At 59.6% G+C, this 20,771-nt stretch carries 17 protein-coding genes and 2 pseudogenes; 16 read left to right on the forward strand and 3 right to left on the reverse strand.

From position 1 onward, the window contains the following. Positions 1-84 precede the first annotated feature (84 nt). Positions 85-1,128, forward strand: coding sequence for a helix-turn-helix transcriptional regulator (locus AC0L2O_RS29595; RefSeq protein ID WP_473372229.1), 1,044 nt, complete (start codon positions 85-87; stop codon positions 1,126-1,128). Positions 1,129-1,194: 66 nt separating this feature from the next. Here AC0L2O_RS29595 and AC0L2O_RS29600 read toward each other — a convergent pair whose 3' ends face one another. After that, positions 1,195-2,421, reverse strand: coding sequence for an MFS transporter (locus tag AC0L2O_RS29600; RefSeq protein ID WP_473372230.1), 1,227 nt, complete (start codon positions 2,419-2,421; stop codon positions 1,195-1,197). Between the two features lie 19 nt (positions 2,422-2,440). Continuing rightward, the gene (locus AC0L2O_RS29605) at positions 2,441-4,402 is read right to left on the reverse strand and encodes a primary-amine oxidase (RefSeq protein WP_473372231.1); all 1,962 of its coding nucleotides are present in this window, start codon (positions 4,400-4,402) and stop codon (positions 2,441-2,443) included. Between the two features lie 290 nt (positions 4,403-4,692). On the opposite strand from AC0L2O_RS29605, the gene AC0L2O_RS29610 reads away from it, so the two are divergent. The 3 genes and pseudogenes from AC0L2O_RS29610 to AC0L2O_RS29620 all read left to right on the forward strand — a co-directional run. Continuing rightward, positions 4,693-6,342, forward strand: coding sequence for an acyl-CoA synthetase (locus tag AC0L2O_RS29610; protein ID WP_473372232.1), 1,650 nt, complete (start codon positions 4,693-4,695; stop codon positions 6,340-6,342). Positions 6,343-6,827: 485 nt separating this feature from the next. Further along, on the forward strand, positions 6,828-7,577 hold the full coding sequence (locus AC0L2O_RS29615; RefSeq protein WP_473372233.1) for a LuxR family transcriptional regulator: 750 nt from the start codon (positions 6,828-6,830) through the stop codon (positions 7,575-7,577). 23 nt (positions 7,578-7,600) lie between these two features. Next, positions 7,601-7,776, forward strand: a pseudogene (locus AC0L2O_RS29620) (IS256 family transposase); the annotation flags it as partial. A gap of 425 nt (positions 7,777-8,201) precedes the next feature. Here the strand turns inward: AC0L2O_RS29620 and AC0L2O_RS29625 are convergent. Beyond that, positions 8,202-8,858, reverse strand: a complete 657-nt coding sequence (locus AC0L2O_RS29625) for a GntR family transcriptional regulator (RefSeq protein ID WP_473372234.1) — start codon at positions 8,856-8,858, stop codon at positions 8,202-8,204. Between the two features lie 147 nt (positions 8,859-9,005). Between AC0L2O_RS29625 and AC0L2O_RS29630 the strand changes: the two genes are divergently transcribed. From AC0L2O_RS29630 to AC0L2O_RS29685, 12 genes and pseudogenes are all read left to right on the forward strand, one after another. Next, positions 9,006-10,577: an ABC transporter substrate-binding protein gene (locus AC0L2O_RS29630; protein ID WP_473372235.1), complete on the forward strand. Its 1,572-nt coding sequence runs from the start codon at positions 9,006-9,008 to the stop codon at positions 10,575-10,577. Positions 10,578-10,633: 56 nt separating this feature from the next. Continuing rightward, on the forward strand, positions 10,634-11,575 hold the full coding sequence (locus tag AC0L2O_RS29635) for an ABC transporter permease (protein WP_473372236.1): 942 nt from the start codon (positions 10,634-10,636) through the stop codon (positions 11,573-11,575). Next, a complete protein-coding gene (locus tag AC0L2O_RS29640) occupies positions 11,572-12,429 on the forward strand; it encodes an ABC transporter permease (protein WP_473372237.1) in 858 nt (285 codons plus the stop codon). The genes AC0L2O_RS29635 and AC0L2O_RS29640 overlap by 4 nt, the downstream gene beginning before the upstream one ends. Then, entirely contained in the window at positions 12,426-13,445 is a 1,020-nt protein-coding gene (locus AC0L2O_RS29645; RefSeq protein WP_473372238.1) for an ABC transporter ATP-binding protein, read from the forward strand. The genes AC0L2O_RS29640 and AC0L2O_RS29645 overlap by 4 nt, the downstream gene beginning before the upstream one ends. Next, complete coding sequence (locus AC0L2O_RS29650; RefSeq protein ID WP_473372239.1) at positions 13,442-14,428, forward strand: ABC transporter ATP-binding protein; 987 nt, start codon at positions 13,442-13,444, stop codon at positions 14,426-14,428. Before AC0L2O_RS29645 ends, AC0L2O_RS29650 begins: the two co-directional genes overlap by 4 nt. Beyond that, a complete protein-coding gene (locus AC0L2O_RS29655; RefSeq protein ID WP_473372240.1) occupies positions 14,421-15,047 on the forward strand; it encodes a GDSL-type esterase/lipase family protein in 627 nt (208 codons plus the stop codon). Before AC0L2O_RS29650 ends, AC0L2O_RS29655 begins: the two co-directional genes overlap by 8 nt. A 132-nt stretch (positions 15,048-15,179) precedes the next feature. Continuing rightward, a complete protein-coding gene (locus tag AC0L2O_RS29660; protein ID WP_473372241.1) occupies positions 15,180-16,439 on the forward strand; it encodes a malonyl-CoA decarboxylase domain-containing protein in 1,260 nt (419 codons plus the stop codon). Beyond that, positions 16,432-17,946: a malonate--CoA ligase gene (locus tag AC0L2O_RS29665; protein WP_473372242.1), complete on the forward strand. Its 1,515-nt coding sequence runs from the start codon at positions 16,432-16,434 to the stop codon at positions 17,944-17,946. Before AC0L2O_RS29660 ends, AC0L2O_RS29665 begins: the two co-directional genes overlap by 8 nt. 110 nt (positions 17,947-18,056) lie before the next feature. Beyond that, positions 18,057-18,836: an SDR family NAD(P)-dependent oxidoreductase gene (locus tag AC0L2O_RS29670; protein ID WP_473372243.1), complete on the forward strand. Its 780-nt coding sequence runs from the start codon at positions 18,057-18,059 to the stop codon at positions 18,834-18,836. A 467-nt stretch (positions 18,837-19,303) separates the two neighbouring features. Further along, positions 19,304-19,851, forward strand: a pseudogene (locus AC0L2O_RS29675) (autoinducer binding domain-containing protein). Further along, positions 19,784-20,032: a response regulator transcription factor gene (locus AC0L2O_RS29680; RefSeq protein WP_473372244.1), complete on the forward strand. Its 249-nt coding sequence runs from the start codon at positions 19,784-19,786 to the stop codon at positions 20,030-20,032. The pseudogene AC0L2O_RS29675 and the gene AC0L2O_RS29680 overlap by 68 nt, the downstream one beginning before the upstream one ends. Before the next feature lie 83 nt (positions 20,033-20,115). After that, positions 20,116-20,748 carry an acyl-homoserine-lactone synthase gene (locus AC0L2O_RS29685; protein ID WP_473372245.1) on the forward strand — a complete coding sequence of 211 codons (633 nt, stop codon included), beginning with the start codon at positions 20,116-20,118 and terminating at the stop codon, positions 20,746-20,748. Positions 20,749-20,771: the final 23 nt, after the last annotated feature.

Raw genomic sequence — 20,771 nt, forward strand, 5'->3', positions numbered from 1 at the left:
GACAGCAGCTTGAATTGGAACTATAATAGCGCTTGAATTTTCTGGCTGGCTCTTTTCCCGGAATGGCACCTCACGGGGCAAGCAGTGAAACAAGTACCTTTATCATCGGTGATCGTCCCCTGGAGCGCGGCGTCGATTGATCCCCGCTCACATCTGATTGACAGGGCATCAGAGGTCACTCGGTTGCTTCGCGACCTGGTGCACTGTTCTGCCTTTTGCTTGACCGCATGGGACCCGATGTCCGATTCCCATCGTCACCAGACCGTATCCACAGATGGCTACGACGATCGTGTACTCTTCCATGTCAACGACGATTACGTAATGAGGGGGCCAGCGTTCTCGCTTGCACACCGACATGACGGAAGCTCGTTGCGGTGGCGCGACTACAAGCGCGATTGGAGACTGGAAATTCCGGAGACGGCGATAGGGGCGGAGTTTCTGATGCCTTCCGGTTACCACGAGGGCTCGACCATGTGCCTGCGACTTCCGGACGGTCGTTACGTCGGAGCGTACCATATGAGTTGGGCCCGGCCGACGGAGGCAACTGACGAGCGCAGAGAAATAACCGAGCGGTTTCGTCCGATGTTGGCGGAAGTTTGCGACATGCTGCGCACACCTCGGCTTCTCGCTGAAGCATTGGCGCCGACCGCCTTTGCTCTGGTCGTAACCTCGACGGGGGCCGCACTTCAACTTCCTAACCGCTCGCCGGGCCCACATCTTGGCGAGGCTGGCCTGTTGCGCCGTCTGCTGCTGGAACGGCCTGCCCGCAGCGCACCACGGCGGTTCATTTGGCCGGACGAGGCTGGCGGCTGTCATCGCGTCGAGGTCGTACCTTGCCGCGGCGATCTATTTCTTGTCACCGAAGAAATGGGCCCCTGGCCCCATGATCTCTCACTGCGCGAGATCCAGGTGCTGCACTTGGTTGCGGGCGGCGCTTCAAATCCGCAGATCGCCGAGCAGCTGTTCATATCACCCCGCACCGTATCGACCCACATCGAGCATATACTTTCGAAGATGGGCTGCTCGTCGAGAGCTCAACTTGCGGGAATGGCGATGTCCCAGGGGCTGTTGCTCGGCGAGACACCTTCGCGCAGGGCCATCGGCCGAAAATCCGCGAATGCCTGGTAGGCCGGCACGACGCCGGCCAGCCCATGGAACGAATGCGGAGCGGCCTTGACGAAAGCTCGAGCTCAACTATCCGGCGGAAATCCGCACAAGGCCCACGGCCAGCAGGCACATGAGGCCAACAACGGCAAGCGAGATTGCATAGTTTGCCAGTCCGATAAATCCGACCAGTGCAGACACGGTTGCTGCTCCCGCTACATGAGCCGCAGTCATACAGCTCATCGCCATTCCGATATTGTGCCGATCACAATTCGCGGACATCAGCTTCGCCAGCGCAGGAAACGTCAGTGCCGCGTCGAGCCCATAAAACGCGCCGAACTGGGCAAGACCAACGAAGCTGAAGTTGGTAAAGGGGAGCCAGAACAACGCGAGCGCCCGCAGCGCAAAATAGCTTGCCAGCAACATCCGTGCTGGATACCGGTCGGCCAGAAGTCCACTGGCGGCGCTTCCAATGACACCGCTAAGCGCAATGATCGCAAGAACGTCAGCGCCTGAGGCCAGTCCAAGTCCACTGCTGATACAGAGCATGCTCAACCGACCATCGATCAGTCCGTTCGTCGATGCACCGCAGATGAAGAAGATCGCTGCAAATATCCAGAATTTCGACTTCCTGACAGAGGCACCAGGAGATTCGATGCGCGCCACCACCTCCTTTGTTGGTGCGGTTCTGGGGTTTGAACCATCGACAGCCAGAGCGATGGCGATGGCGGCAGCCAGCGTTGCAGTCGCGCCTCCGTCGAGGACGACCCGCCAACCAAGCAAATCTGTAGCCCTTGATGCCAACAGAAGGCCTGCGGCCGAGCCGAGACACTGAACTGATGTGAACAAACCAAAGCTCGTTCCGCAATGAGCTGCGTGACTGCGCAAGCCGACCACTGCACCGAGGACGGAGGCGCTCAAGCTCCCACTCAAGCCGATTCCGAACCCCCACAAGAACAGAAGATGCCACGGTGACGTCGCGAGCGACGATAGCGCCAGTGACGCCGTTAGCAGAACAAAGTTTGCGAAAAGCAGCGTTCGGATACCCACACACTCCAAGCTGATTGCGGCCAGCGGAGCTGCGAGTGCAGATACGGCGATGCTGATCACAATCGGCCATGTGATCTCGGAATCGGACCAGTTGAGCTCCCGTTGAATCGGCCCCGCCAACAAAGGGGGAAGGACGCGCGCGGCGGCCCCAATGAAGATTGCGAGGGCGACCGCTGCGGAACTGTTGAAGGTCGAGCGACCGCGGTCATGCGCTCGGGCCGAGCCAACGGATCCAGAGCGCTCGACGTCCTGCGGCGCAGCAGTCATTATAGGCTGCACGAATCCGCTACTGTTCGGCAGCCTTTGCATGGCAGCTCGCGTCGTTTTTGTCGGGCGCGAGATCGATGCCCGGGTTACCATCGAAAAAGCCATTCGGCATCAGCTTGAAGCCCGTGAAGATGCAGGGCTGGACGGGAAAATCTTCGGGCCGGACTTGATGATGAAGTCCGAAAACGTGCCAGAGGACAATGTCGGCATTCTCGATGTTACGGTTCTTCTTGACGAAATCGGAAATGCCGCCAGTGCCATCCGAATGATTCATGTGCTCGCCGGCCGGATAACGCTCTTCTGGATTGTAGGCCGTAACCCAGAGCTGGTTCTTGATGAAATTCGATCGCCTCCCCGACGGCGACTCCGGATGGATGAAGGGTGTGACTGGATGACTGGCCTCGAGCTTGTATGCCGTCGGCGTTCCGACCCAGTTCTTGCGGTTGGGGTTGATTACTTTCCAGGCCCGATGCGTTGCCAGGTTGGCCTGGCGGCAACCGCCCAGTTCAGTCTTCAGAACTGTTTCCTCTTCGTAGAATCCGTTGCCGTAGGCATTGTCCGGGCCCCACGGATCGGGGTGCGTATTGAGTTCAACGACGCTGTTGTGATCGCCGTCGACGTTCATATCCAGCCGCGCGCAGAAGATGTGCTGATGGATATGACCGACCACACCGGGCGCGACTTCCTTGCCATACTTGCCGGGGAGGCCCGGATGGCAAGCCGCCGTATTGATAATGCCAGTGGCCTTCAGCTCAAACTGGATCGAGCCATCCGTGTGGAAGTACCAGAATAGGCCATACTCGTAATTGGCGACCGTCGCGATACACGAAATGACCAGCCTGCGCGCGCGGCGCGACTCCACGTTGTTCGATCGGAAATCCCAATGCTTCCAGAGCAATCCAGCGTCTTCTTCGTGGATACAGATGGCATTTTCGATTGTAGTGACCCCGCCATCCATCCCTGCCAGGTGGGCGTCCAGATATTCGATGGCGCCGAGACAATCACAGCCAAGCTTGAGGGAATTGGCCAGCTTGCCAATCCCATACTCGCCGATATCAAAGACGTTCTTCCTGAAATGTCCCCTGTCGGTCGTACCATACGGCACGACCATTTCCACCAACGAAGCACGGTGTGCGATTGGCCGCCCGTCGTAACTAATGTCGTGCAGAGTCAAACCTTCGCGAGAGTTGAAGCCGACCAGCACCGACCAGCGGTCCCACCTCACCCGATGTCCGTCAAGCCTGAATGAGACGCCTTCGGGCTGCACTACGTTGAGAGCCTTGTACGGAGTTCGCGGCCTCTTGATGAACTCCGCTTCGTAGTTCACCTCCGCTGGAGGAATCGGAATGATCTCGTGATCGTCGACGCGGATGATTTCGTAGGTCTTGATGTCGACGACCGCGTTGAGCCCGCCGATCGGATGCGCGTAGAGGTTATCGTTCTCTCGTAGACGTACCCATGCGAAGACGTGGGCGAGATAACGACCGTCCTCCCCCGGGATATCGAAATTGCCCCCTGACCACGGATCGATGCAAACAAGCGACATGTCGTCGATGCCGCGCTTCTTGCAAGCCTCGATGAATTCTGGAGCGGCGCGCACGGCATTTTCGATGGCCGTGAACTGCTCGAGCTGGATCATCGGTTTGGCCGAAGGAAGATAGATGGAAGTGAGGACCTTCCGTTGGCTCAGAGAGACAGTTAGCCGCCAAATACCGTCCTGCTTAATCTGGAACAGATTTGCCCTTGCAACTCTGTTGATCGACTCTCCGGATCTGTACTGGCGAACGACTGATTTTTCAGGTTCCAGAAGCTCGATGGTCTCGAAGAGAAAATCGGCACCATACTTCGGATCGTTGCGGACGACCTCGACCACGGCGCGAATTTCGACGGGGGTCAACGGATCGAGAGGGTGCTTCACATCATCACGCTGTCGAGCGTCCGTCGGACACGTGCAGGACGATGAGGTGGTGACCATATCCATTCGCTATCTCCTTGACGTCGCCACGGTGGTGTGACCGCAGCCCGGGACTTGGCCGACCTGGCCCAGCCGCGATCGGCCGAACTCGTCCGAATCCCAGTTGACACGCATTTCATGGCAACACGGCCGGACGGATCGCCCTCAGCGGCTGGCCGAGCTTCCGCTGGGTATCGTCCTTCGACAATACGTCAGTTGACCGATTCAGGGAGCGGCAGCGCGCTGCTATGACTGTCCCAGGTTCAGCTTGTGGTCAGACATCACCACCCGTCTAAGTAATTCAGGGAGAGGATTTCGTGAGTGCGAAGCAAAATCCATACAATGTTGGCCTGGATAAGTGCCCGGCCAACTTCCTGCCGTTAACACCGCTAAGCTTCTTGTCGCGGACGGCAGCCGTCTATCCGGGTCTCATCAGCGCCGTTTACGAGGACCGCGTCTTCACGTGGGCGCAGACTCTTGACCGATGCCGACGATTTGCGTCCTACCTCGCGCTCCGGGGTGTCGGCGAAGGGGACACCGTGGCAGCCATGCTCCCGAACGTCCCAGCAATGAACGAACTCCACTTCGCAGTACCGATGGTGGGCGCGGTCCTGAATACTCTGAACATTCGACTTGATGCGCATTCAATAGCCTTCCAACTCGATCACGGTTGCGCCAAGGTTATTTTGGTTGACCCGGAATTCTCCGATTTGGTTGCGGCGGCAATCAAGCAGATGAAAGGTCCCAAGCCGTTCGTCGTTGACGTTGAGGATTCAGCTTTTGAAGGTGGCCGGAAGGTTGGCGAAATCGAGTATGAAGCAGCTGTATCTCAAGGCGATCGGGCTTTTACCCCTCGCTATCCCGAGGATGAATGGAACGCGATTGCGCTGAGCTACACTTCTGGCACGACTGGGAACCCGAAAGGCGTCGTCACACATCACCGCGGCGCTTACTTGAACGCCGTCAGCAATATTCTGGCAGCCGAGCTTGGTCAGCATCCGGTCTACCTCTGGACCCTCCCGATGTTTCACTGCAACGGATGGTGCTTTCCATGGTCGATCGCCGCAGCGGCTGGCACAAACGTCTGCTTGCGCAAGGTCGATCCCACCAAGATCTTCGAACTGATGGAACGGCACGGCGTGACCCACATGTGTGGCGCTCCAATCGTCTACAACACGCTAATTAACGCGTCGGATACTCCTCGCCACCGTCCGAAGCGGACGATCATAGGACTGATGGGAGGCTCGGCGCCGCCGATTCCTGTGCTGAAGGGCGCGCAAGAGCTCGGTATCGAGCTGGTACACATCTATGGGCTCACCGAGGTCTATGGGCCTTCCTCCATCTGCGCTGAACAGCCAGGCTGGGACAAACTATCGATCGAAGAATGTGCGGTGCTCAGGCGCCGGCAAGGCGTGCCATATCCATTGCAGGAAGCGGTCACGGTGCTCGACCCTAAAACCATGAGCCAGGTGCCTCAAGACGGCCAAACCATGGGCGAGGTGATGTTCCGTGGCAATGTCGTCATGAAGGGTTACTTGAAGAACGAGAAGGCCACAGAGGACGCCTTTGCCGGCGGCTGGTTTCACACGGGCGATCTCGGAGTCCTGGACAAGGACGGCTACATCATCATCAAGGACCGCTCGAAGGACATCATCATCTCAGGTGGCGAGAACATCTCATCCGTTGAGCTCGAGGATGTGCTCTATAAGCACCCGGCCGTATTGCTTGCGGCAGTGGTGGCGAAGCCAGATCACAAATGGGGAGAGGTGCCTTGCGCCTTCGTCGAGTTGAAGGAAGGCGCGAGTGCGACCGAGGCAGAGATCATTGCCTTTTGTCGCTCGCATGTATCCGGCTTCAAGTCACCAAAAACTGTGGTGTTCGGGACGGTCCCAAAGACATCGACTGGCAAGATCCAGAAATTCCTATTGCGCAACCAGATGGAGTCGGCGAAGGCGATTTCGGTCTGAACCCGGCTGGCGTACGAGAGCCACTCTCGATTGCAATCCGCGCGCTGCCGGCGGGCTAAGGTCACTTGGCAGGCGGCATGGCCCTTTTGGGAGACTCCCTTCCCTCCACTGCCCGGGGCCTCCACTGCCCGGGGCTCAAACAAGCTCCGGGCGCATTTTTTTCGAACGCGAATGGCGTGGCCAATTGAGATCGCCCTGGCTCAGCTAGAAGTGATGCTCCTCCTGCGGTTACAGGTCTTCTGGGCTCTCTGCCCTCCTCCCGTCTATCGGGAGTTCGGCTCCGGCGAGCGGCTCGTACACGGCGGACTCAAGTCGTCATCGTGCGCTGTTCTATTCATCTGGCACTCCAGGAAGGCCGATTGAGTTAACTCGACCGACTTTCGGTAGCGAGACAACATCCAGAGAGCTGCTAGCTGGTTCGCCTCGGTGCAGATCCGCACAGAACAGAAATGCAACATAGAAAACGGTAAGCAGCGAAGCTACTCATGCATCGTCTATTCCAACGATTTGTGGACCGACTTTCTAGCGCCGATGACCCAAGTTCCCTTGGTCAAGCACTGTCGGAGGCAGCGGCGGGCCTGCACCTCTCCTGCTTTGCCTATATTTCCCTTCCGCGGCCGCAAGCCGGTTCACCACAGTTGATATCGAACTATCCCGTGGAATGGACTCAGCTTTACTTGCGTAGACGCTACCAGCAATTTGATCCGGTAATACTTAGAGCCCTCAGCCACCCCGAACCCTTCAGTTGGGGGATGGGAATTGAGCGCCCGAGCTCTTCAAGGGAACAAGTGGATTTGCTGGCGGAAGCCGCCCGTTTCGGTATCCGGCATGGTTTCACGGTGCCCATCCATGATGCTTCAGGTCCAATAGCAGCCGTCACTTTTGCGGTCGATGAGCGCCGACCTTCTTTTGAACGTTGCATAGAAGAGCACGCGCGTGTGCTCCAACTGATGGCAATTTACTTTCACGCTCACGCTCGACGAAAGCTATGCGCGGATCGTCTAATTTCCGGCGTGTCATTGTCACCCCGCGAATATGAGTGCCTTGAATGGGCCGCGCGGGGCAAGTCTGCTTGGGAGATCGGACGAATTCTAGGTATCTCCCGAAACACAGTCGCTTCATATCTCGAAAACGCAAAGCAGAAACTAGGAGTCCGCACGATAGTCCAAGCGGCCATGCGACTGGCCGCTGCCAAAGAAAGCAGTAAATCTAAGGCGAAGCCCCCCGGTAGCTGAAGGGGGTGCGTTGGATCATCGATCGCATCGAGGTGGTCGGCATCTTCCTAACGAGGACGTCATCGTTCGCCGTGTCGGCGCGGTACTGCTTGAGCAGAACTACGAATGGGCTGTCCAGCGTGCCCGCTACATGACGTTGAAAACCATTTCGCCGTTGAGCGATGATCCAACCGTCAGCCTTCCGGCTCTCGCCAGCTGACCTGCCCGGCTCCCGCCGGCAAACGCGGTCATCCACCGCCAGCTACGCCACGCCACGGGACACGATCCGCGCGCGTGCAACAATCCGCGGCCTTGCCCGTGTGCGTACTCGCTCGCAGCAATACCTTCAGGATTTCCCGATGATATCCTTCGGCTACATGGTGACCAATGGCGGCGCGGACGTCTTCAAGATCTCCTGGACCGTAAGAGCTAGGCTATGCTTGCCGCGGCGCGTGTCCGTGTGACCGGCGGCGATCCAGACCCTGACGCCGCTCGGGATCATCGCCGCCTCGGTGTCAACTTCCCGGTCAACTTGCACTCGCCAGCCGCCGCTATGCGTCAGAGCCAACATTGGATGCCCGTTCACACCGTCCGTTGAGATCCAGATCGTCCGGGATCGGCGGAGATTTGCCCTCCAAAACCGCACTACCCGTTCCGTTCTAGTCCAGCCAGAAAATCGTGAAACCGACCAGCTTGGATTGTTACGTGCTCCCAGAGCGCCTGCTCCGCTTCCTGGCTATTTCCCTCAACAATTGCCCTCACGATCCGATCGTGCTCGGCAAACGACTGCTCGATGCGGTTGAAGGAGCGTAACTGGATGCGCCTATAGGGCTTCAGGCGGCGGTGAAGCGCGCGTGCCTGCTCCTCAAGAAACGGGTTGGCGCTCGCCCGGTATATGGCCATGTGGAAGCGCTCGTTCTCATAGTAATAGGCATCCGATCCTTCACGTACGGCTACCCTGCAGGCTTCATGACAGGCAAGGAGCTCATGCTTTGAGGTCTCGTCGAGGCGTCTGGCAGCAAGCCGGCCCGCCATTGCTTCGAGTCCGCCCATTACTTCGAACATGTGAATGAGACGGGAAGCCGTTACCACTGTCACGGTTGCGCCACGCCGCGGCTGGATGTCGATCAGTCCAGCTTCCTGCAACTGCCTCAAGGCCTCGCGCACTGGTGTGCGTGACACGCCGTGTTCTTCAGCAAGACTTTGTTCTTCGAGGCGGTCGCCCGAGCGGAATCTACCCGAAACAATGGCCTCCTCGATCCGGTCGCGAAGCGAGGGAGCGTTTTTGGAGCTGACGATCATGTCGTGAATACCTAATTCGACTTCGTGTATACACGAGCTTGACATATGCATGCTCAAGCTGCTATATATGTATAGCACTGACTAAATGCCGTATGCAATTGCGGTGGGCAGTTCATTGCCTAAAAAAAGTTCATGGGGGGAGCCGGAATGTTAAAGGCGATGAAAACATTGGCAGCCGCGACCGTGCTGTCACTGACGCTGAATGTGACCGTCAACGCTGAAAACGTGCTGCGGATCCGCGATGTCGGAGACATTCAGCAGATGGACCCGCTGCTCAGCACCAATTACCCAATGCGCGATATGTCCTACCTCTTGTGGGACACTCTATTTGCGATGGACGCCAATTTCGCGGTGAAGCCGCAGATGGTGGAAACCTTCACTATCAGCTCCGACGGCACGACCTATGACTTTGCCCTGCGCAGTGGTCTGAAGTTTCACGACGGTGCCCCTGTTACCTCCGCCGACGTCATCGCCTCCATCAACCGCTGGATGGGTAAGGACAGCCTTGGCCAGGAGATAGCTAAGCGCCTCGACAAGATCGAGCCCACGGGAGCGGCCTCCTTCCGCATCGTCCTGAAGGAACCGTTCGGGCAGCTTCTGAACGGTCTTGGCCGCATGACGGCCTATCCGCTGTTCATCATGCCGGAGCGCATTGCCAGGACACCGATTGGCGAAAAGCTGCCTGCCCTCATAGGCTCGGGTCCGTTCAAGCTGGTCGAATGGCAGCCCGGCGTTAAATTCGTCGTGGAGAAATTCGCAGGTTACGTTCCGCGCAACGAGCCGCCCAGCAATCTTGCCGGTGGCAAGGTCGCGAAGGTGGACCGCATCGAGCGCGTCACCATTCCGGATGATACGAGCGCGGTAAACGCTCTCCTGGCCAAGGAAATCGATTTCATCACCGAAGTTCCTTACGACCAGATCCCGCTCCTGGAAGCGGATCCGGATCTTACGGTCTCTCCCAAGCCGCTGCTGGGCAAGAGCGTGCAGATCGTTCTCAACCATACCCAGCCGCCGCTCAACAATGTCAAGGTTCGCCAGGCAGTCCAGCTGGCTCTAAACCAGCGGGATTTCATGACGACCTTTCTGGGGGAACGCAAGGATCTGTACAAGCTGTGCGGCGCCATCTTCATGTGCGATGCCCCTTATGAAACGGACATCAACAGCGAACGCTACATGAAACCGGACGCGCAGAAGGCCAAGACGCTGCTCAAGGAAGCGGGCTATGACGGCACGCCGATAACCTTTCTTCATCCGACGGACCAGCAGTTCCAGCGCGACTTGGGTACAGTGCTCGTCCAGGCGCTACGCAAAGCAGGGTTTACCGTCGACGATCGCCAGATCGATCTGGCCACGATGTTTTCCCGCCGCAACAACAAGGGCGCGCCCGCGGAAGGCGGCTGGAACATGTTCCTCACTGCTTTTGGCGGCGACGCCATGATGGACCCGCTGACAAATCCCTACGTCACCGGCGCGTGCGAAAAGGCCTTTGTCGGTTGGCCTTGCGATCCGGAACTTCAGGCCCGCTGGAAGTCCTTCCTGCTTGCCGACAGTCAACCGGCGCGCAGAGAGGCGGCCGTCAAGATCCAGGAGCGGGCCAACGAGATCGTCACCTTCATCCCGATGGGCCAGTACTACGGCGTCTCGGCCTGGAACAAGTCGGTCGACGGCATGATCAAGAGCCCGCTGCATCTCTATTGGAACATCGAAAAGAAGCAGTGACATGAAACGACGGCGCCATCTGACCGGATTGCGCCAGGCGTTTTCGGGAGGCATGCATGTCCAATTTCGTTGTCCGCCGACTGCTGTCGGTCATTCCCATTGCATTCATCGTACTGATCACGGTCTTTCTTCTTCTGCACATCGGGCCCGGTGATCCGGCCGCCCTGATTGCCGGTGAAAACGCTACGCACGACCAGATTGAAGCCATCCGCGAACGACTTTTCCTCGACAGGCCGTTGCTCGAACAGTTCTATTTGTACCTGTCGAACATTGCGCATCTGGACCTCGGTCAGTCGGTCTATTCCGGTTTTCCGGTGCTGGGGCTTATCCTCAAGCGGGTGGAGCCGACGGCCATGCTGGCCTTGGCAACGCTGATCCTTTCAGTGCTGATCGCGGTGCCGATGGGCGTATGGGGCGCCTGGCGGGCAGGCTCGGCCGTCGATACCTTCCTCATCGTTGCATCGGTCGTCGGCTTCTCAGTACCGGTCTTCGTGATCGGCTACGTGCTGGTGGATCTGTTTGCGCTGCGCGCCGGCTGGCTGCCAGTCCAGGGCTACAAGCCGTTGTCGGCCGGCTTCTGGGTCTGTCTTCGCAGCATTGTCCTGCCGTCGATTACATTGTCGTTCCTGTTCTCGGCACTCGTGGCGCGCATCACCCGCGCTACGATGCTGGAGGTTCTGGCAGAGGATTACATTCGCACGGCCCGCGCCAAAGGTGCTGGCAATCCACGCATTCTCATCGTCCATGCGCTGAAGAACATCGGCGTGCCGGTCGTGACTGTCATCGGCACGAGCTTCGCAGCCCTGCTGGGCGGCGTGGTGATCACCGAATCCGTCTTCAACATTCCCGGCATGGGCAGGCTGACCGTCGATGCGATCCTGACGCGTGATTATCCCGTTGTGCAGGGGGTACTCATCGTCTTCTCCTTCGTGCTGATCGCGGTCAACCTTCTGGTCGACCTTTCCTATTCTCTCTTTGATCCGCGGGTACGCCAATGACGACGGTTACATCCCCAGCCCTGTCGCCACCGAGACTTGCGCGGCCGGGCGTTGCGGTCTCGCTCAGCCTCCTTGCGCTTGCCATCGTCATCCTGATGGCGGTCTTGGGGCCGATCATCCTGGGCCTCGGGAATGACCTCAATCCGATGATGCGCCTGAAGCCGCCCGGCGCCAATGCCTGGTTCGGCACCGACAATCTCGGACGCGACGTCTTTGTGCGCACAGTATCCGGGGCACGCAATTCCGTCAGCGTCGGCCTGTGTACGGCCATCGTCGTGCTGGCCATCGGCGGCACGCTCGGTGTCGTGGCGGGTTATTTCGACTGGGTGGATCGCATCGTGATGCGGCTCGCGGACGGGCTGATGGCCATTCCTGGCATCCTGCTTGCGATTGCTCTCGTCTCGGTGCTCGGCGGCGGTCTCGTCACCGTCATCATTGCCATTTCCGTGCCGGAAATTCCTCGCACGGCGCGCCTGATGCGCAGCGTGGTGCTGAGCGTTCGCGAGCTGCCCTTCATCACCGCAGCCATCTCCGTCGGCTCTTCCACGCCGAAAATCCTGCTGCGCCATATCGTACCCAATGCCATCGGCATGCTGAGCGTGCAGGCGACCTATGTCTGCGCGGCCGCCATCCTGTCCGAAGCGGCCTTGAGCTTCCTCGGGGTCGGCACACCGCCGGACGTTCCTAGCTGGGGCAACGTCATCGCCAGCGGCAAGGAATACTTCCGCCTGGCACCATGGGTCATCACCTTTCCGGGCCTGCTGCTCTCCATCATGGTGCTGTCCATCAACATTCTCGGCGACAAGCTTCGCGACCACTTCGATCCGCGCCTTGCCGCAAGGAGGGCTTCATGACGGGCGAAACGTTCTTGAGTGTACGCAATCTGTCCGTCGGCTTCGGGTTGCACGGAGCGATCCGCGCCGTGCGCGACGTCTCCTTCGATCTTGAGGCGGGCAAGACACTCTGTCTGGTGGGGGAGTCCGGCTCCGGCAAGAGTGTCACCGCAGCCTCGATCATGGGCCTACACAAGCCGGGCAGTGCCAAGGTGGAGGCTGCGCGCCTGCGCCTCGATGGCATCGACCTTCTGGAATGCGAGGAGCCGGAACTGGCACGCTTGCGCGGCTCGCTGATGGCGATGATCTTCCAGGATCCGATGTCGTCGCTCAATCCGGCACTGACCATCGGCTTCCAGCTGCGCGAGGCGCTGCTGCTGCACGAAAAAATGAGCACGCGTGCGGCCAACGCGCGGGTCATGGCGGTTCTCCAGCGGGTGCGCATCCCCGACGCCGAGCGTCGCATGAGCGCCTATCCCCACCAGTTATCGGGCGGCATGCGCCAGCGCATCATGATCGCCATGGCGCTCATCTGCCGCCCCCGACTGCTGATTGCCGATGAGCCGACGACCGCGCTCGACGTGACGGTGCAGGCGCAGATTCTGTGGCTGCTGTCGGAACTGCAGCGAGAATTCGGCACCGCTATCATCTTCATCACCCATGATCTGGGCGTGGTGGCGGAAATCGCGGACGATGTGGCTGTGATGTATGCCGGCTCACTGGTTGAGCGGGGGTCCGTCCATGCCGTTTTTGAAAATCCATCGCATGGCTACACCGCAGGCCTCTTGCGTGCCACGGCCGAATTCGTGCCCGGCGAGCCGAGCCGCGGCAGGCTAGAGGCAATTCCAGGCAATGTCCCAAGCTTTTCGATGCTCCCTAGGGGATGCAGCTTTGTCGAACGCTGCCGCTTTGCAACGGCAGGCTGCCAGCAGCGCATGCCCGACTGGCGTGACGTCGCACACGGCCACGCGACCCGCTGCGACCAGCCCGTTGTTTACGGCGCGGCCGGAACCCCAATCGAGAAGGCCCTGGTATGACTGATCATTCCCAGGTCTTGGTCGCTGAAAATCTCGTGCGCCACTTCCAGACCGGCAAGGGACAGACGGTGCATGCGGTCAATGACGTGTCGCTTTCTATCGCACCGGGCGAAACCCTGGCGCTTGTCGGCGAAAGCGGCTGCGGCAAGTCCACGCTCGGCCGCATGATCATGGGGCTCGACCGGCCCAGTAAAGGCTCGGTACGTCTTCTCGGGCAGGATCTCGCCCGCATGGCTCGGCGCGAGTTGCATGCAGCGCGCCGGTCTGTTCAGATGATCTTCCAGGATCCATCCGCATCGCTCGATCCGCGCTGGACGGCAGAGGCGATCGTGCGGGAACCGCTCGATAACTTCCGGATCGGCACGCCAGCCGAGCGGCGCGAGCAAGTGCTTCAACTGCTGGCGAAGGTGGGACTTCGACCGGATCAGGCCAAGCGCTATCCGCACGAATTGTCCGGCGGTCAACGTCAGAGGCTCGGCATTGGCCGCGCGCTTGCCACGCGCCCGCGCCTGGTGGTGGCGGATGAACCGGTGTCGGCGCTCGATGTTTCCATCCGGGCGCAGGTCATCAACCTATTGTGCGATCTGCGCGACGAGATGGAGCTGTCACTGCTGTTCATTTCGCACGACATCGGAGTGGTTTCGCATATCAGCAACCGTATCGCGGTGATGTATCTCGGGCGCATCGTGGAGGCCGGCGAAACCGCTGCCGTGCTCAACGCCCCGCAGCACCCCTATACGGTCGGCCTTCTGGAATCGGTGCCGCGCCCGCGCCCCTCGGAACGCCGCCAGCGCGCACCGCTGGAGGGCGATCCGCCAAGCCCCATCCACCTGCCGTCGGGCTGCGCATTCCGCACCCGGTGTCCGATGGCGGTCGACGTCTGCGCCACCACCGTGCCGCACTTGCGCGCGACGGGACAAGGCCGCTTCAGTGCCTGCCACCGCGCTGACGAGATGAAAGTTCAGGAAGCCCTGCATGTTTGATTTTCCGGCCCCGCTTGCCACCAACCGTTTCGAGGACGACGTCGTTGCCATCCTGATGCGCCTGCAGCGCGGCCCATTGCCGGCGCGGCCCATCGCATTTTACGGCTCTTCGTCCTTCCGCTTGTGGGGCACGATGCAGCAGGATCTGCGCTGTCTCGACATCGTCAATCTGGGATTTGGCGGGGGCACGAATCTGTCGGGACGACACTATCTGCACACGCTTCTGCTGCCGCTCAACCCGGATCGCGTCGTACTCTATTTTGGCGAGAACGATATCGCCAACGACGGGCTGACCGGACAATCGGCCTTCGCCAATCTGAAGGCGCTCGTGGGCGAGATCCGTCGCGCGCGTCCCGCCGCAAAGGTCTTCGTGCTGGGCACCAAGCAGAGTCCGACCCGCTGGATCTATGCCGACGAGGTGGATCGCTACAATGCCATGACCGAAGCTTGGTGCGAAGATACCGAAGAGGCAAGCTTCATCGATGTGTCGAAAGGACTGAACGGCGAAAATGGCAGGCCTATGGGGCGCTACTACCAGCCCGACTTCATTCACCTGAATGCCGGCGGCTATGCGCTCTGGGCCGACGTGCTGCGCAAGGTGCCGGGGCTTCTTCCCTGAGCCGGAAAACGTGCGTTCTCTCGGGAGCGTGGCACGAGAAAAAATCCGTCAGGTCGCGGTGGAAAGGCGATCGGCACGAAAACCATGCCCGCTGACCTGCATCGTCCCTCCGTTGCTTAAAGGCAAATGTCGATGAGTGTATTGTCCGATGTCCTGGATCTGGTTTTTCGTCGCACGATGAAGGGGCCGACGGCATCCCTGGGCGACGGCCCTGCGATGCCGGAGCTGATGGAAGAGCTGCTCTCCTCGAAGGGGGAAATCACCGGCCTTCTAACGGCGCGCCGCATCCTCGACCGCTATGCGGCTATGAGCGACAGCGAGAAACTTGCCTATTTTACGCGCCTTGCCGACAGCCTAGACATCGACCCGTCCTGCGTAGAGGAGAGCCTACAGGCGCTGAAAGGCAAACCCGGCCAAGGCACCTACGATGCTTTCCTCAAAGCCGTGGAGCCACGCCGGCAGGAACTCGTCCGCCGGCTGAACCGGGTTCCGGGCGCCACGCGGCAGCTTGTGGACATGCGCGCCGACCTTTTGCGGCTGGTTTCGCCGGACGATCCGCTGATGCGCATCGATTGCGATTTCTGCCACCTGTTCGCCAGCTGGTTCAACCGGGGTTTCCTGGTGCTGCGGCGCATCAGCTGGGAAAGCCCGGCCCATATTCTGGAAAAGATCATCCAGTACGAGGCCGTGCATGCCATCGCCTCGTGGGATGATCTGCGCCGCCGTGTCGGGCCGGAAGACCGACGCTGCTTTGCCTTCTTTCATCCCGCCATGCCAGATGAACCGCTGATTTTCGTGGAAGTGGCGCTGACCAGAGGCATCGTCAGCTCCATACAGGCGCTGCTGTCCGACGAGCGCACGCCGCTTACACCGCATCAGGCCGATACCGCGATCTTCTACTCCATTTCCAATTGCCAAGCGGGGCTGGCCGGCATTTCCTTCGGCAATTCGCTCATCAAGCAGGTGGTGAACGATCTGGCCGCCGAGCTTTCCGGTCTTTCGACCTTCGCCACCCTGTCGCCGATGCCGCTGTTCACGCGCTGGCTTCGCGAGCAGGGACTGGATGCGGAACGCCTGCCGAAGCCGCGGCTTCGGGCCGCCGCCGCCCATTATCTGACAGCCGCAAGACGGCCGGATGGCCATCATTACGATCCTGTAGCGCGATTCCATCTCGGCAATGGCGCGTTGGTGCATGCTGTGCACCTCGATGCGGATCTTGCGGCGCGCGGACAGAAGGAAAGCGCAGGCGTGATGACCAACTATCTCTATGATCGTAACAGCCTGGAGCAGAACCACGAGAGCTTTGCCAACCAGAGGCAGGTCACCGCAGCGCCAGAGGTACGCATACAGGCCGAATCTTTCCAATCCGTCGAGGTTCTTCAAGATGCCTAATCCCCTTTACGATACGCTCTTTGCTCCCAGTCGCGATAGTGATCGCACCTTTCTCTTCGATGCCGACGGACGCGCCCTCAGCTATCGTGATTTCCATGCGCTTGCGACGCGTCAGGCCAACGTGCTGGTGGCGTCGGGGCTTGCCGCGGGCGACAGACTTGCCGTGCAGGTGGAAAAGACGCCCCAGGCGCTGGCGCTCTATGCGGCCTGCGCCATGTCCGGCATCGTGCTTCTGCCGCTCAACACCGCCTATACGCTGACAGAGCTCGACTATTGTATCAAGGACAGTGGCGCGCGTGGCGTGGTGTGCAGCTCGGCGATCGAGACTGAATTGAAGGCGCGCGCCGAAGCAAAGACGCTGGTTCTGACATTAGATGCCGACGGAACGGGCAGCCTTTCCGAACGCGCGGAAGGCCAGCCTTCAAGCTTTGCCGTCGCCGAGCGGACAGACGAGGATCTGGCGGCACTGCTTTATACCTCAGGCACGACGGGCCGCTCCAAGGGGGCCATGCTCAGCCATTCCAACCTGTTGTCCAATGCCCGCACACTTGCCCAGCTGTGGCGTTTTGACAGCCGCGATGTTCTGCTGCACGCCCTGCCGATCTTTCACACGCATGGCCTGTTCGTCGCTTGCAACGTGACACTGATGGCACAAGCCCCGATGATCTTCCTACCGAAATTCGACGTTGCAGCCGTGCTGCGCCTGCTGCCGCGGGCAACCGTGCTGATGGGGGTTCCCACCTTCTATACGCGCCTTCTGGCCGACGAGCGCTTCAACCGCGATCTGGTGGCGCATATGCGCCTCTTCGTCTCCGGTTCGGCGCCGTTGCTGGCCGAAACACACGTCCAATTCGAGGAACGCACCGGCCACCGGATTCTCGAGCGTTACGGTATGACCGAAACCAACATGTCGGTTTCCAACCCTTACGAGGGCGAACGTCGCGCCGGAACGGTGGGATTCCCCCTGCCGGATGTCGAACTTCTAATTGCCGATCCCGAAACGGGCGTTGTCTTGCCAGCTGGCGAGACTGGGATGATTGAGGTGCGCGGACCAAACGTCTTTCAAGGATACTGGGGGATGCCGGAGAAGACCAAGGCGGAATTGCGAGAGAACGGCTTTTTCATCACAGGCGATATCGGTCGAGTGGACGAAGATGGATATGTGCACGTCGTTGGCCGCGCCAAGGATCTGATCATCTCGGGCGGACTGAATATCTACCCTCGTGAAATCGAACTGCTTCTCGACGACCAGCCCGGCGTGCTGGAAAGCGCTGTGGTCGGCGTGCCGCATCCCGATTTTGGCGAGGCTGTGCTAGGCTTCATCGTTGCCAGACCCGCAGCCAAGCCGGACCTTGCCGCCATTAATAGAGCGGCTGCAGAAAATCTTGCCCGCTTCAAACAACCGCGCGAGCTCATTCTGCTCGAGCAACTGCCGCGCAACACCATGGGCAAGGTGCAGAAGGCCGTGCTTCGTGAGGCCAACAAAGACCGCTTCAATCGTTCGTAGCTAGTTAAGTAGTGGTTCTCCTGGATCGCGTGTAGCCGTCACGTCAGTCGGTTCTGAACGCTCGTACTAACCTCATCACTCTAGGTGGCGGATTCCAACGGAGTCACGACATGCACGGACTGCAAGGCAAGGCCATTCTCGTCACCGGCTCATCTAGCGGCATCGGCTATTGCATGGCCGAGCGGCTGATCGCCGAGGGCGCCAAGGTGCTCGTCCATGGCCGCGAGCAGGGCGAGGTCGAGACCGCCTGCCGCAAGCTCGGCCCCGCAGCCCAGGGCGCGACTGGCGATCTCGCCGAGCCGGCGACGGCCCAGGCGCTCGTCGACGCGACGCGCAAGGCCTTCGGCCGCATCGACGGCCTCGTCAACAACGCCGGCATCTATCCGCGCGGCGTGCTCGGCGAGACCACTGCCATCTTCTTCGACCATGTCTTCGCGATCAACACCCGCGCGTCGCTGCTCTGCGCCGAGGCGGCGATCCTCGCCTTCCGCCTGCAGAAATCCGGCGGCTCGATCCTGACCGTCGGCTCGATCAACGCCTGGTGCGGCAATTCCAACCTCACCGTCTATTCGATGTCGAAGGGCGCGCTGATGACGATGACGCGCAACCTCGCCAACACGCTGGGCCGCGAGCGTATCCGGGTCAACCAGCTCAATGTCGGCTGGACCTTCACCGCCAATGAGGACGCGACGCAGCAGCGCGAGGGCAAAAAGCCAGGCTGGGAGAAGGAGGTGCCGCTCCGGTTGGCGCCCTTCGGCCAGATCATGCAGCCGGCCGAGATCGCCGCCCACACCGCCTTTTGGCTATCGGAGGAGAGCGGTATCGTCTCCGGCCAGATCTACGAGGTCGAGCAGTATCCTCTCATGGGCCGCGGGCACGTTGCCGACTAGCGGAAAGGTGGCAGCCGACGCGCACGTCAGTTCCGTAATGAAAAATGCCGCCAAATCTGGCAGTCGTCTTGGATGCGCAGCAGCGGACGCGAGCCTAGCGACACTAGGGAAGCTGGGACGGCAGCAGTCACCCAGTCCGCCGCCACGCGCAGCGGCGGGCTGCCTTCCGCGCTGGGGCAGAAGGCGCATCGCGCGAAGTGGACGCGGCAGCAGGTGTCGGTGCGACAGACAAGGCTGGAGGGCTTGGTTCGACTCCCCGTTCCGCGGCAGGAATGGTCGTAGCCTGCGCCAGCGACATCAATCCCGGTTCAAGACCAATCAACGCAGCCAGCAGCACGCGCGTCGACAAGGTCATCAAGCTTGTGAAGGTCATCGGTATGGAGGGGCTGGCCAAAAGGTTCTTAAGGAGGGCCTAAGGCTGCGCTTAGTTGAACCGCATCTGAAACCGCTACCCTGAGGAAAGGCACATGCATCGCGTTTTCCAAGAGTTTATCGATGCACTATTCGGCGCCGAAGATGCCGAAGGCTTCTCCAATGCGCTGGCGAAAGCAGCATCCGCTTTGGACCTATCATGTTTCGCTTATCTCGCTCTCAAGAGCGAAGAAAGCAGGAAGCCCCGCCTCATCTCGACATATCCATCGCGGTGGACGGCCCATTATCTAAACGGAAATATCAAATCATCGACCCCGTCATTCGAGAAGCGCTTTAGAACCCGGAGCCCTTGCGATGGGGAATAGATTTTCGATCACAAATCAGTTCGATGGCGCAGCGGCAGCTGTTCGACGAAGCCGCGCAATTCGGACTCCGGGTCGGCTTCACGGTTCCCATACACGACGGGCATGGTCAAATCTCTGCATTGACTTTCGCCGCGGACGAGAGCCGGCCACAGTTCGGGAAGTGCATTGATTCGTACGCGCGCGTTCTTCAGCTTATGACATTGTATTTTCATGCTCACGTTTCATCGCAAGCTCGGGAGCGAAAATGGTCTCGACGGAATTCGACTGTCGCGCCGTGAAATGGAATGTTTGGAGTGGGCGGCTCAAGGAAAGAGCTCCTGGGAAATCGGCAGCATTCTCGGTATCTCGCGCAACACAGTTGCGTATTACCTAGAGAATGCGAAGGAAAAGCTGGGCGTCCGCACGATCGCGCAGGCGGTGACGCGTTTGGCGGCTGCAAATAGAAAAAAGCAAAATTAGGGTGTCCTCCCCCTACAACTACAGGTGATGACTTGAGTCGATAATCGCGCTCAAAAGGGGTGTTGAACACTTTTGGAGGGATTATGATTCAGTTGATCACACCATCTTCGTATGGAGCGCTTTCTGACAGCCTCGTTGAGATGCATCGGTTGCGTCATCGTGTCTTCAAGCTGCGCATGGCATGGGAAGTCCAGACCAGCGGCGATATGGAGATCGACGAATTCGATGCGCTGCGTCCGGACTATCTAATTCAGGTAGATGAAAATGGCCAGGTGCAAGGTTCCGTTCGCCTGCTTCCAACTCATGGCCCGACCATGATTCGCGATACCTTTCCAGCGCTCCTTGAAGGCGCGCCGGCCCCGTCAACTCCTCTCGTGTGGGAAAGTAGTAGATTCGCAATCGATGTTGCTGCCGATGCCCCAAAAGGGGATCACGGTATCACTCGTGCTGCTTACGAGCTGTTTGCGGGAATGGTGGAGTTCGGGCTTTCACGGCAGCTCACGGATATCGTTACCGTCACGGATGTCCGAATGGAGAGAATCCTCCGACGAGCTGGCTGGCCTCTGCGGCGTATCGGCAGTCCTTCCACAATTGGCAACACCTTAGCCGTGGCGGGTTACCTCGAGATTTCCCGTATTACTTTGGCAAGCCTCCGAAAGGCCGCCGGTCTCTCCGCACCGGTCCTTTGGACGCCAGTAATCTCCGCGGCCGCCTAGAACGATCCCTGCAAAAAGCAATA

It is taken from the genome of Bradyrhizobium sp. Kon10 (genome assembly GCF_055807395.1).